Genomic DNA, 12,855 nt, shown 5'->3' with positions numbered 1-12,855 from the left:
AGGAGAAAATAAAGTGGAAAATGTAATGGATAGATTTTTACGATATGTTCAATATGATACAAAATCCGATGAAACTGGAAAAAATTGTCCCAGTACAGAGAAACAAAAAGTATTTGGGGAGCTTCTGGTAACAGAACTTCAGGCGATTGGACTACATGAGGTTTCTATGGATGAGAATGGGTATGTGATGGCAACACTTCCTGGTAATGTTGATAAAGAAGTACCTGTGATCGGCTTTATCGCGCATATGGATACGAGTCCTGACTTTTCAGGGGAAAATGTAAAGGCAAGGGTCGTAAAAGATTATGACGGAAAAGACATTATGCTGAACGAAGAAGAAAATATCATGCTATCTCCCACAGACTTTCCGGAGTTGAGAGATTATATCGGCAAGGATTTGATTACGACCGATGGAACTACGCTCTTAGGTGCGGACAATAAAGCAGGCATTGCAGAAATTATTACTGCCGCTGAATTTCTCATTCAGCATCCTGAAATTCCCCATGGCACGATTAAGATTGGTTTTACTCCAGATGAAGAAATCGGAAGGGGTGCAGATTTATTTGACGTGAATAAGTTTGGCGCACGATATGCTTATACAGTAGATGGCGGACCTATTGGAGAGCTGGAATATGAGAATTTTAATGCTGCAGGAGCAAAAATAACGATCAGGGGAAGAAACGTTCATCCAGGTTCAGCAAAGAATAAGATGATAAATTCGATGCTCATTGCAGTAGAGTTAGCAGCCATGCTGCCGCAGAAGGAGACACCGGCACACACAGAGGGCTATGAAGGTTTTTATCATTTAACCAGTTTGAACGGAGATGTAGAACAAACGAAAATGAGCTATATTATCAGAGAATTTGACACAGAAAAATTTACCGATAGAAAACGGATAATGCAGGATGCAGTAGATCAATTAAATCAAAAATATGGAGAGAATACAGTTGTATTAGAATTAAAGGATCAATACTATAATATGCGTGAGAAGATAGAAGCAGTTAAGCATGTGGTGGATGCTGCTTATGAAGCGATGAAAGCTGTCGGCGTAGAACCAATGATTACCCCTGTACGGGGCGGTACGGATGGCGCAAAACTGTCTTATATGGGACTGCCAACACCAAACATCTTCACCGGGGGACATAATTTTCACGGCAGATATGAGTATATCCCTACCTTTACTATGGAAAAGGCTGTAGAAGTTATTGTAAAGATTGCAGAGATCTATAGCAGAAAGGGTTAAAATACTGGAAAAGTGACCCTGCTCTTTGAAAAAATAAACCAATTATTTCCTAAGATACCTGGACTGAAAATGATCATAATAAGACTATGAGGGATGGAATGCCACGTAAAGAAGGAGGAAATGTTGTGGAGAAACGTTATGTGATTCGAACCGATGCATTTATCTCAGAGCCTATGAGTAGAGAAGAGGCGATTCAACAAGTAAAAAATTATGATCAACAGGGAATTTCTGCTTATATTGTATCAGAGGAAGAAAGTAAAAGGATCAAACCGGGTGAGTTTCAAACACCGAAATGGAGTTAGGAGAGTGAGCGAAAGCTCACTTTTATTTTATGGATAGGGTTATTGATTTCCGATATGTTGGATAATGCGGTGTAAGGGTTCTATCATGAAAAACTGGCGACCGAAGGTCGCCAGCTCATGGCGTATCTTTTATTTGCTGTATATAGAGCAACAACACTATTGCTTAAGAGAAACCGGCGATAATTCCTCCCCTTGTAGATCTTTCGTTATACGAGATATGGAAGGTACAAAAAATATTAAACCATAGACCAAAAGACAGGATGTGATGAAAAAAGCAGATGAAGGAATTTTGCCGATCAGATTTCCGATGATGATGCCAGCCAGGGGAATAAGACCAAGAGAGAGGCTGGTGGATATGCCATGGAACTTGCCCCTTAAAGATTCAGGGATCATCTCTTGAAAATAAGTAGCTACACGAATGTTAAGGGCAGCAGAAAAAACACCTGTTATCATGAGCATGATAGCAAAATAAAAAAAAGTATAAGTTGTGACAGTTAGAGAGAGGAGCAAGGGTGCAGAAAATAAAAAAATGGCTGTATTGATGCTGAAAATGGAGAAGAATATAATTCGTTTTCCTGCTATCAATTTTGGATACTTGGAAAAACAAAGAGTAGCTATGCAAAATCCCATGCCGAAGCCTCCTTCAATGATACCAAATTGAAGTGGAGTAATATCAAAATCAGTTTTTAATACATAAGGTGTGACGATAGCAAAGAGGGGGTCCCACAGAAAGTTAACAAAGGTAAAGAGAAAAAGCAGTGTCACCAAATGTATATTTTTTGAAAGATAGGCACTGATTTCCCGAAAGTCTTGAATATAAGAGAATTTTTGTTTTTGATTCTCATCAAAGCGATTGGCACACTCATAATGAATAAAGGACTCAAATAGGGCAGAGAAGAGGAAGGACATGCCATTTAACAAAAAGACAAAGGGTACCCCGAGCAGGGAGACCAATATTCCTCCGAAAATCATTCCCAGAAGATTTGTAAATCGCTCTACGAGGAGATTGGAGGAAGTAGCCCACTGCAGTTCTTCGAAGTTAAGGATTTCGGGAATCATACTGCGCACAGCAATCGAAAGCGTGGCCGTAGAAATAGAAAGAACGCAGGTAGCCAGAAGGATGTGAATAGGCGTCAGTAGTTGATTGAATAATAGATAGGTCAAGAGTAAAACGGTACTTCCTGAAAGGATATCAGCATAGATCATGATTTTTTTCTTGTTATATCGATCGACAAAGCCTCCGAGCATCGTCCCCGAAACAACCGCTGGTGCTAGTCCAAATACCATAACCCAGGAAAGGATCTTGCCATTGTTACTTCCAGGGAGAGAGAGAATATACCAAGTCAAACTAATCTGATAGACGGCATTACCCAGTAGAGAAATCAGCTTACCGCCTAAGATGAATGTGAAATTTTTATTTTTTATAAAATTCTTCATTGTGATCACCATCCTGTGTAGTCTTTTGCTTTATTGTAGCGGATGGTTCAATGCCAAGGTCAATGGCAATTATCAGACTTTTATAAGCAAAAATCATAAAACCATGGGGTTAACCCCATGGTTTCTAACACTTTTTGCCATAATAAATAAATGCATGTACTTGATTTCCAACCATCAAAGGCTCGCTGGGAGCATCAAATTCCTCGATGAGGCCTAATTCTTCCAACAGTAAAAAACGAAAAGGTGAATCACATAACATTTTCTGGAGCGGTTCCATTTGATAATAGGGCCATTGAGCTTTGGGTAGATTGGAAAATAAAACAGCTTTTTTTCCCATATAGATATAAGAACCTATGAGTTTGCCTGCTGATTTTACCCGGTCTGCAATCTGAGATACTAAAAGCTTATCATTATTTAAGTTATAGATCGCAGAGCTCCAGTAATCAATAACGAAATCTAAAGAGGCAGAAGCGATAGGCAGTCTTTCGAAATCAGCGCAAAGAAAAATGAATTGATTATGACCACTTTCTTTTTCCAGATAATCTTTTACGATCTGTATTCTTTCCAGGTTATGGTCGCAAATAATATAATAAGCAGTGGGGGGAATATGATTTAAAAATTGCTTTAGAAAAAATCCGGAGCCAGTACCTAGTTCAAGAATAATGCTATTTTCCAGCGGCTCTGTTTTTAGAAGCTGAATGGATCTCTGAATCGTATGATACATAAAGGAGATATATTTGGGAGAATTCATATCTACGTATTCCTGGAGGGTTTCTGCTCCACCTTTAGTCGGGATGATCTTTTTCTTGTCTTCCTCCGTGAGGGAAACAAAGATACCTTCAGAGATCTCTCCATAGTATCCGCAAGTACAAGTGAAATTCCCTTTTAGGATCATGTTTTGCTCAAGAAGCCCATTGGATATAGTGAGAGAGCTGCCACAGTCTGGACATGCTAAATGCTGCAGAAATAGCAAAGGGAGTCCTAACAGACTTCTGACAGGAGACGGTGTTGAGGCAATTGCACTAATTTTTTCTTCAAGGCATTTTTGCTTTTTTTCCAATTCTGCCTGTTGTTGGATTAACTGCTGGCGTTTATGGTTTAGCAAAGCTTTGTAGTGGTTTCTGTCTTCCTGGGTTTTTAAGGTAGTTAATCGCTTATAGCTAAATATTTTTTGTATTTCTGTTAGTGTAAACCCCAAAGTCTTTAGCTCGAGCAGTTCTTCCAGATCCTGACTATCTTTTTCAGAAAAAATATAGTGGCTGCCTTTTTTACGTGGAAGCAGTAGACTCAATGCCATGTAATGCCTAACTGCATCAACAGATATATGATGGTTTTGTGCAAATACTCCGATTTTCATCTTGATCTACTCCTTAACTGCTTCATTAGGTATAGGATACCATATTTTTCAAAACATAAAAATGAGAAATCTTTGAACTTTTTCGTGGGGATATCCATCTTATAGAGAAGGGAGGTGTTGGATTGGATATTGAGTTTTTAATTAAAAAAGCAAAAAAAGGAGATCGGGAAGCTTTGCTGACCTTGATTATGGAGCGGAAAAATGAACACTATAGGTTGGCATATGCCTATTTAAATAATCAGGAAGACGCTTTAGATGCCATGGAAGATATGATTCTTCGGATATACGACAAAATTCATCAGCTTAAGAAACCGAAAGCTTTTTACAGCTGGAGCAATACGATACTGGTAAATTGCTGCAGAGATATTCTAAGAAAAAAGAAAAAACTCGTCCTATTAGAAAGCTATGGGGAAGAAGTTTATATGGAGTGTTATGAACAAAGTGAGCAGCAATTGGATTTAGAAAAATATCTTGTCCGCTTAAATCCTGACCAGCAGGAAGCATTAAGGCTTCGCTATTTTCTGGATTTAGACTACCAGACAATCGCAGAACTTACCAGCGTACCATTAGGAACGGTAAAATCCAGAATTGCAAATGGATTGAAAAAGTTAAAAGAAAGTTTTGGAGGTGTATATGAATGAGAGACTTAGAGGAATTACTCCGGCAAAGGCAAAAAGATCTTGAAAATCTAGAAGCGCCTCCCATATTAGAAGAAAGATTAAGGGGGGCACTATCTGCAAAAAAGCGGAAAAACAACAGGGGACTTGTTGCCGTATTATTGATCTGTCTATTCTTAGTATCTTATAATTTCGATACACTTGCTTTTTATGGTAAGAGGATTTTAGGTTTTGAAGAGCTTATGTGGGGAACCCTAAAGGATCTAAATGAATTGGGAGAAGGACAGCCGGTCAATGAAAGCTATACCTTTGGTAACGGTGTTACCATAACGCTCGATGGAATCATGGTAGATGATAACCAGCTGCTGGCATTTTATACAATAAAGGACCCATCGGGCAAGGTAGATCAGGTTCGTTCTTATACAGTTGAGTATCGGGGTATTTTTGGAAAGTATACAATGCGTAGCGGACAAGGAATTCTAAATGAGGATAATACTGAGTTTAAGAATATCGATTCCTTTGAGCCGCCAAAAGCGTTTGAAAAAACACTGAAGTTTTATTTTCCGCTAAAATATGGTGATACTTATGAAGAAGGCATGATAGAGATTAAACTAGACAGACGGAAAGCGATGGGATTTATGATCAAAGATAAGATTCGCCAGACGATAACGGTAGATGGCACCCATATTCATTTTGACACCATAACCGCTACTCCAACACAAACCGTGATTACCGGCTCTGTAGGATCCAGGTTTGATTTAGTAAAGGAAGCCATATCTGGCGAACGGACACGGGTACAGGTGTTGACGGAGCTATATGCAGATGGTAAAAAAATAGAGCAGACAGGATCTGGAATGAGTACCACATTAGAAAGAATAACCTTTGATGTTATATTTGATGCATTGCCCAAAGGGGTTAAAAAACTTGAAATTAAACTGGCAGAGCTGACGAAAACGAAGGATATTCATACAGCGGTAGTTCTGAAAGATGGTATGGAGACGGAAAAACTTGAGATAGAAGGGCAGGAAGTTCTAGTTAAGGAAGTCAGAACGGAAGGAAGCAGTACCTATGTTACCATAGATACCCGGGAGGATATCATTTTTAGAAAGATATATTTAGAAGCAGATGGGAAAGAGATTCCTTTAGAAAAGATGATGGAAGAAAAACTTGAAAAGTTAGTTACAGGTGAAATTCGCCGTGAAAGGGTTTTACATTTCAAGGGAAATGGAGAAAATATGAAGCTGTTGTTTAAGCGAATTTGTTATACGCAAGCCTATAATAAGAGAATAGAAATTTCTGTGCAGTAATAAAGAAAATCCATCTGAAATCAGGTGGATTTTTTGCTGTCAAAAAAACAATCAAAAACGGTCAAACCCACTGGAAAAATAGTGGATATTATAGTTGACAGAAAAAAACGACAATGATATAATCAAAAACAATCAAATAAATTCACAATCAATCAAAAACGATCACTTTTCGAAATTAGGTATCTAACGGAGGGGATAATTTGTTTATAGAGGAGAGAAAAGCTAGAATTTTAGAAATATTAGACAATAAAAACCGTGTAAAAGTAGATGAATTAACAGAGAAGTTACAAGTATCGGAATCTACCATTCGAAGGGATTTACAGGATTTAGAATATGCCGGCTTGTTAAAAAGAACCCATGGAGGAGCTGTAAAAGCAGAAAATACAGGCTTTGAACCAACTATGGATGAAAAAGAAGAAGCTTATAAAGAAGAAAAACTAGAAATCGGGAAGAAGGCGGCAGCACTCATTAAGGATAATGAAACCATTATCTTGGATGCTGGAACAACGACTTTACAAATTGCAAAAAGTATTAGTGCCAAAAACGTAACCGTCTTAACCAATTCGATGGTGATTGCTTTAGAACTCACGCAAAAGAGGGATGTAGAAGTAGTTGTGACGGGAGGCTATACCAGAAAAGAGACATTATCTATTGTTGGCCCTTTGACAGATAAAATTATTCAAAACTTCAGAGTGGATAAAGCTTTTATTGGAGCCAATGGGATTACGATTCAGGATGGATGTACAACACCCAATATGAGTGAAGCGCATACAAAAAGCATTATGATCCAATCGTCAAAGGAAGTATATATTGTAGCAGACCATAGTAAGTTCGGAAAAGTGTGTTTTTCACAAATTGCAAAACTGGATGAGATCAATGGAATTATAACAGACAAAAGAGTAGAACCACAGGTAGTAGAAAAATTTTCGCTTCAAGGTGTTGAAATCATCTATTAGTAAGGAGGATATAATGATAGCAACAATTACACTCAATGCAGCAATAGACAAGACTATTGAAATTGACAGTTTCACGCCTGGTAGTGTAAATAGGGTCTTAAAGAGCCATATGGAACCGGGAGGCAAGGGGATTAACGTATCAAAGGTTGTAAAAGCACTTGGAGGATCTACGATTGCCTTGGGTTTTGTTGGAGGAGATTCAGGAAAATGGATTGATGAAAGCTTAAGCGCTTTGGAGATTGAAACAGATTTTGTCCTAATAAATCAGGAAACAAGAACGAATATTAAGATTATCGATACAGCAAAAAAACAAATTACAGACATCAATGATCAAGGGAAAGAAGTAGAAGAAATCTGGGTAGAAAGACTCTATGACAAAGTAAGGCTTTGGGCAGAAGCAAGCAATGTAATGGTCTTTTCCGGCAGCTTGCTCCCAAATATATCTTCTGACATATATCAAAAGCTTATTCAGATCGCTAAGGAAAAGGGCTGCAAGACAATCCTGGATGCAGACGGTCAGGCGCTGCTTGATGGTGCTAAGGCAGCGCCCTATATGGTAAAACCGAACATTCATGAATTGGAAAATACCTTCGGTGTTAAATTAAAGAATGAGCAAGATATTATTAAGTGTTGCCAATTTTTTTTAGAGCAGGGTATTGGGATTGTAGTTATTTCTATGGGGGCAGAGGGTGCTTTAATGATTACAAAAGACGGTGCATGGAAGACAGAGAAAATAAAGGTGGCTGTAAAAAATACTGTTGGTGCAGGGGATTCGATGGTAGGGGCCTTTGCGTATGGTATCGATAAGGGATACGCCCCAGTGGAGATTTTAAGCTTAGCAGTGGCTACGGCTACAGTTCACGTAGAACAGGGAACTGTATTCAGCCAATACTCAGTCATAGAGCAATATAAAAAAAGAGTTAAAATCTTAGAGATAAGATAGGAAGGGTGAAAGCAGATGCAGATTACGGATATGCTGGAAAAAGATTTAATGATCTTAGAATTAAAGGCAAGAAACAAAGAAGAAGTAGTAGGAGAATTAGTAGAGGCATTGGTAAAAAAAGAGATAGTCAGCAGTAAAGATAGCTTTGTCAATACCGTGATGGAGAGAGAAAAAATGTCTTCTACAGGTATAGGGATGGGAATTGCTATACCCCATGGGAAATCCAATGTAGTTTCTAAACCATCTATCGTATTTGGTAAATCTGTAGAAGGAATTGATTATCAATCTTTAGATGGAGAGCCTAGCTATATTTTCTTTCTGATTGCTGTACCTGAGGATTCCAACAACGAGCATCTTAAAGTATTGAGTCAATTGTCAAGAAGACTAATGCACGAAGAAGTTAGAAAAAAGCTGATGGCTTCGAAAAAAGAAGCTGAAGTAATAAGTGCATTTCAGGAGTAAATAATAATGAAAAGGGGGATTTGAAAATGAAATTAGTAGCAATTACATCATGCCCAACAGGAATTGCCCATACCTACATGGCAGCAGAAGCATTAGAAAATGCAGCTAAGAAAAAAGGCATTACCTTGAAAGTAGAAACTCAGGGTTCTGTAGGGGTGGAAAATGAACTGACGGCTGAAGAAATTAGAGAGGCGCATGCAGTAATTATCGCAGCTGGGGCAAACGTTTCTAAAGAAAGATTTGCAGGAAAAGCGATTCTGGAAGTTGAAGTAGCCCAAGCAATTAAAGATGCAGGAAGCATTATTGAAAGAGCTATGGCGCTTGAGAAAAAAGATTTAGTACAGCAAGTGGAATCGATTAAGCAAGAAAGAAGCGGGGAAAGAACAGGCTTCTATAAGCATTTGATGTCAGGTGTTTCTTTTATGCTCCCTTTGGTTGTAGCCGGAGGTCTAATCATTGCACTTTCCTTCGTATTTGGTATTGAAGCTTTCAAAGAAGAGGGAACTTTGGCTGCGGCACTTATGCAAATTGGCGGCTCAGCTGCATTTGCATTAATGGTCCCGATCCTGGCAGGATATATTTCTTTTTCTATTGCGGATAGACCTGGTTTAGCACCTGGCTTAATCGGTGGTACCCTTGCAGCACAAGTTGGTGCTGGATTTTTAGGTGGTATTGTTGCTGGTTTTATTGCAGGTTATACTGCTGATTTTCTTAAGAAAGTCATTCGTTTACCAAAATCTCTTGAAGGTTTAAAGCCGATTTTGTTATTACCCTTCTTATCGTCTTTATTTGTAGGTATTATGATGATTTACGTGATTGGAGTGCCTGTAAAGGGTGTATCCGATGCATTAATAGGCTGGCTGCAAAACTTAAGTGGAACAAATGCACTACTGCTGGGAGCTATCTTAGGTGCTATGATGGCCTTTGATATGGGTGGCCCCGTGAACAAAGCAGCATATACCTTTGCAGTTGGTTTACTTGGGTCTAATATTTTTGAGCCTCAGGCAGCAGTTATGGCAGCCGGTATGACACCACCCCTTGGTCTGGCTTTGGCAACCCTTCTATTTAAGAATAAATTTAGCGCTGCCGAAAGAGAAGCGGGAAAAGCAGCATGGGTACTGGGGATTTCATTTATTACTGAAGGTGCAATTCCATTTGCAGCAGCAGATCCAATTCGGGTAGTGCCCTCTATTATCACAGGTTCAGCAGTAGCTGGTGCCCTTTCTATGCTATTTAAGGCTACTTTAAGAGCACCTCACGGTGGAATATTTGTATTACCGATACCAAATGCAGTCGGGAACCTAGGCGGATATATAGTAGCGATTGCAGCAGGAACAATTATTACTGCATTACTATTAGGCGTGTTGAAGAAAAAAGTAGATTAAAAAGAATTTTAAATTATTGGCATAATAGAATTCTTTCTATTATGTTATTGGGTCAAGAGAAAGGAGAGCGATTAATGGTTCTGAAAGAAGTTGAAATAAAGAATGAAGCAGGATTGCATGCGAGACCGGCTACTTTGCTGATAAAAACAGCTGCCCAATTTAAAAGTGATGTAGTACTTATAACCGGAAATAAAGAGGTAAATGCAAAAAGTATTATGGGGATTATGGCAATGGGAGCCGTAAAAGGTGAAAAAATAGAGGTAAGAGCTGACGGGTTAGACGAAAAAGAAGCATTAGAGGCGATCGTTTCTCTATTTGAAACAAATTTTGGAGAGTAATATCTGTTAAAAGAAAATCCACCCAATATTAGGTGGATTTTCTTTGGCCTATTTCATTGCTTTTTCTGCAAATTCGGTGGTTACAATAGCATCATAAGAGGCTCTTTTATCTAGTTCACCAGCCTGCTCCATGATGTCCATAAGGTGATTTAATCCATCCTCTGTCAGAACTAGGTCAGGTTTCCAGGTATCCTGCTGCTTATACCGCTCTGCAACTCTGGTTAGGATATCCAAATCCGATTCAGGAAAATGCGGTGCGATAGACTTTGCAATTTCTTCCGGGGTATGGGATGCGGTCCATTTCATGCCCTTATAAATTGCATTCGTAAACTTTTGAATGATTTCTGGATTTTTCTCGATATAGCTCTTCTTTGCTGAATATACGGTATAAGGAATATATCCTCCTTCAGCCCCGATGGATGCTACGATATAACCTCTGCCTTCTTTTTCAACAAGGGAGGCTGCCGGTTCGAAAAGTGCAACATAATCCCCTTCGCCACCGGTAAAGGCGCCAGCCATAACTGCGAATTGAACATCTGTACGTACTTCTGTGTCTTTTTCCGGATCAATGCCGTGTTTCCGTAAGACATATTGAAGCGTCATATTGGGCACGCCGCCTTTGCGTCCGCCGATAATGCTTTTGCCTCGAACAGCATCAAATGTAAAGTTAGGCATGGGTTCTCTGGCAAGGAAGAAAGATCCATCCCGTTGCGTTAATTGCGCAAAGTTAACTGCGTAGTCTGCGGCGCCCTGATTGTAGACATAGATTGATGCTTCCGGTCCCATAAATCCTATATCTACTTGATCGGATAGCAGTGCAGCCATAACTTTATCAGCACCTTGACCATTGATGAGCTCTACTTCAAGGCCTTCCTCTGCAAAAAACCCCTCTGAAATCGCTACGTACTGGGGTGCATAAAAGACAGAATGGGTTACTTCCGACAGTTTTATCTTGATTAATTCTTTGTTTGAACTACAGCCTGTAAAAACCATAGATACAAGCAATGTAAAGATCAGGATAAAAGTAATAGCTTTTAGTTTTCTCACAAGAATCCCTCCAAAATGGATTATTATTCTTCATATAATTTCAATATATTCAGTGAGAAAATTAATGGTTACAAGTTTTATCAGAATGGTATAAATATATAAGAGTAAAATACTGTAGGGACAAGCATAGGAACAATTATAGGGTAATCCTGAAAACCGGATAAATTTTTGTGCAATAATTGTAATATTTTATAAGGATCAGGAATAGAATGAAGAAGATTGATGAAAATGGAGGGATCATGAAATGGAAGAACATCTCTTAAGGGAATTGCTGATGGATTTTATCAGATTTTGCGATCAACTATTGCTCGAAGGTAAAATAGCAGAAAATCAGTATGAACAGATGGTCGTACAGAAAAAGGAATTTTTAGATAATTATCAGACTTTAATTGACAGTAAGTGTTACAAAAACAGTAAGTTTATGGTAGACTTTTAAATATGGGAAAGGGAAACGTGGGTTTTTCTGAGTGAAGCCGGAAAAACTTGGTTAGAATTGTTTGAAAACATTCCAGAAAAGTATGAAATCCCTTTGTTAAGGGGGGTGTATTGTATGAAAATAGACAGGCTTCTTGGAATAATAACCATACTTTTAAACAATAAGAGAATAACAGCAAAGGATTTAGCTGAAAAATTTGAGGTATCTATTCGCACGATTTATCGGGATATTGAAAATATTTGTTTAGCCGGTATACCGGTAGTTACCTATCAAGGCGGTGGAGGAGGAATTGGTATTGCCGAGGGTTATAAACTGGATAAAAGCATATTAACGAATGATGAGCTTGACAATATTATAATCGGTCTAAAAAGTATTGAAAGCATATCAAACAATACCAATATTGAACTTCTTTTGGAAAAGCTGTCCCCAAAACAAGAGGATATTATATCAGTTAGCAATAATATTTATATTGATTTGACTTCTTTTTATAAAACCAATCTGTCTCAAAAGATAAACCTATTACGGGAGGCAATTAACAGGAATCTAGAGGTTTATTTTGATTATTTTTCCAGCAAAGGCTTCTCACAAAGGCACATTGAGCCCTACTTTATCACTTTTAAATGGTCTGCATGGTATGTTTTTGGATACTGCAAATTAAGAAATGATTTTCGCCTTTTTAAGCTTAATAGGATCAGTGATCTTAAAATAACCGATAGGACATTTAGACCGCGGGATATTCCTGAAGAAAGACTGAATCTCGATAACTATTTTAATAGTGAAAAAATAATAACAATGCTCGTTGATCGTTCTTATGAATATAAAATTGTCGATCAATATGGAGTAGGGTCCTATGAAATTACAGAAGATAACCGCATCAAATTCAAATTAATTTACACGAATTACCAGTATGCAATGGAGTTTATACTTAGTCTTGGTGACAAAGTACATATTCTATCCCCAGATTCAATAATTGAGGATCTGAAAAAGAATTCAAAAAATATTTTGAATATGTATAAATGAACATG

At 38.2% G+C, this 12,855-nt stretch carries 14 protein-coding genes; 11 read left to right on the top strand and 3 right to left on the bottom strand.

Features of this window, described 5'->3' with window-relative positions; all coding sequences use genetic code 11:
• Nucleotides 1–25 precede the first annotated feature (25 nt).
• Together pepT and Gferi_RS28445 are read left to right on the top strand one after the other, a co-directional pair.
• Complete coding sequence (pepT, locus tag Gferi_RS04445; protein ID WP_334292698.1) at nt 26–1,243, top strand: peptidase T; 1,218 nt, start codon at nt 26–28, stop codon at nt 1,241–1,243.
• A gap of 125 nt (nt 1,244–1,368) precedes the next feature.
• Entirely contained in the window at nt 1,369–1,545 is a 177-nt protein-coding gene (locus Gferi_RS28445) for a hypothetical protein (RefSeq protein WP_169832965.1), read from the top strand.
• A gap of 156 nt (nt 1,546–1,701) precedes the next feature.
• On the opposite strand, the gene Gferi_RS04435 is transcribed toward Gferi_RS28445, so the two are convergent.
• Both Gferi_RS04435 and Gferi_RS04430 read right to left on the bottom strand, forming a co-directional pair.
• Nucleotides 1,702–2,982: an MFS transporter gene (locus Gferi_RS04435; RefSeq protein ID WP_069974434.1), complete on the bottom strand. Its 1,281-nt coding sequence runs from the start codon at nt 2,980–2,982 to the stop codon at nt 1,702–1,704.
• Nucleotides 2,983–3,106: 124 nt separating this feature from the next.
• On the bottom strand, nt 3,107–4,339 hold the full coding sequence (locus tag Gferi_RS04430; protein ID WP_069974433.1) for a MerR family transcriptional regulator: 1,233 nt from the start codon (nt 4,337–4,339) through the stop codon (nt 3,107–3,109).
• Between the two features lie 122 nt (nt 4,340–4,461).
• On the opposite strand from Gferi_RS04430, the gene Gferi_RS04425 reads away from it, so the two are divergent.
• The 7 genes from Gferi_RS04425 (at nt 4,462) to Gferi_RS04395 (ending at nt 10,347) form a co-directional block, all read left to right on the top strand.
• Nucleotides 4,462–4,980 (top strand): sigma-70 family RNA polymerase sigma factor, encoded by a 519-nt coding sequence (locus Gferi_RS04425; RefSeq protein WP_069974432.1) that lies wholly within the window; start codon nt 4,462–4,464, stop codon nt 4,978–4,980.
• A complete protein-coding gene (locus tag Gferi_RS04420; RefSeq protein ID WP_069974431.1) occupies nt 4,977–6,263 on the top strand; it encodes a DUF4179 domain-containing protein in 1,287 nt (428 codons plus the stop codon). Before Gferi_RS04425 ends, Gferi_RS04420 begins: the two co-directional genes overlap by 4 nt.
• Nucleotides 6,264–6,463: 200 nt before the next feature.
• Nucleotides 6,464–7,219 (top strand): DeoR/GlpR family DNA-binding transcription regulator, encoded by a 756-nt coding sequence (locus tag Gferi_RS04415; RefSeq protein ID WP_069974430.1) that lies wholly within the window; start codon nt 6,464–6,466, stop codon nt 7,217–7,219.
• 13 nt (nt 7,220–7,232) lie between these two features.
• The gene (pfkB, locus tag Gferi_RS04410; RefSeq protein ID WP_069974429.1) at nt 7,233–8,162 is read left to right on the top strand and encodes a 1-phosphofructokinase; all 930 of its coding nucleotides are present in this window, start codon (nt 7,233–7,235) and stop codon (nt 8,160–8,162) included.
• Nucleotides 8,163–8,177: 15 nt separating this feature from the next.
• Nucleotides 8,178–8,624 (top strand): PTS sugar transporter subunit IIA, encoded by a 447-nt coding sequence (locus tag Gferi_RS04405; protein WP_069974428.1) that lies wholly within the window; start codon nt 8,178–8,180, stop codon nt 8,622–8,624.
• A gap of 26 nt (nt 8,625–8,650) precedes the next feature.
• Nucleotides 8,651–10,009: a PTS fructose transporter subunit IIC gene (locus Gferi_RS04400; protein WP_069974427.1), complete on the top strand. Its 1,359-nt coding sequence runs from the start codon at nt 8,651–8,653 to the stop codon at nt 10,007–10,009.
• 74 nt (nt 10,010–10,083) lie between these two features.
• The gene (locus Gferi_RS04395) at nt 10,084–10,347 is read left to right on the top strand and encodes an HPr family phosphocarrier protein (protein ID WP_069974426.1); all 264 of its coding nucleotides are present in this window, start codon (nt 10,084–10,086) and stop codon (nt 10,345–10,347) included.
• 48 nt (nt 10,348–10,395) lie between these two features.
• Here Gferi_RS04395 and Gferi_RS04390 read toward each other — a convergent pair whose 3' ends face one another.
• The gene (locus Gferi_RS04390; protein WP_069974425.1) at nt 10,396–11,394 is read right to left on the bottom strand and encodes an ABC transporter substrate-binding protein; all 999 of its coding nucleotides are present in this window, start codon (nt 11,392–11,394) and stop codon (nt 10,396–10,398) included.
• A 244-nt stretch (nt 11,395–11,638) separates the two neighbouring features.
• Here Gferi_RS04390 and Gferi_RS04385 point away from each other — a divergent pair, with 244 nt between their 5' ends.
• Both Gferi_RS04385 and Gferi_RS04380 read left to right on the top strand, forming a co-directional pair.
• Nucleotides 11,639–11,830, top strand: coding sequence for a hypothetical protein (locus Gferi_RS04385; RefSeq protein ID WP_069974424.1), 192 nt, complete (start codon nt 11,639–11,641; stop codon nt 11,828–11,830).
• A 114-nt stretch (nt 11,831–11,944) separates the two neighbouring features.
• A complete protein-coding gene (locus Gferi_RS04380) occupies nt 11,945–12,850 on the top strand; it encodes a helix-turn-helix transcriptional regulator (RefSeq protein WP_069974423.1) in 906 nt (301 codons plus the stop codon).
• The last annotated feature ends 5 nt before the right edge of the window (nt 12,851–12,855 follow it).

The organism is Geosporobacter ferrireducens, assembly GCF_001750685.1.
GTDB lineage: Bacteria > Bacillota > Clostridia > Peptostreptococcales > Thermotaleaceae > Geosporobacter > Geosporobacter ferrireducens.
Note: the sequence above shows the minus strand (reverse complement) of the source record. Positions and strands in the feature narration are given on the sequence as shown.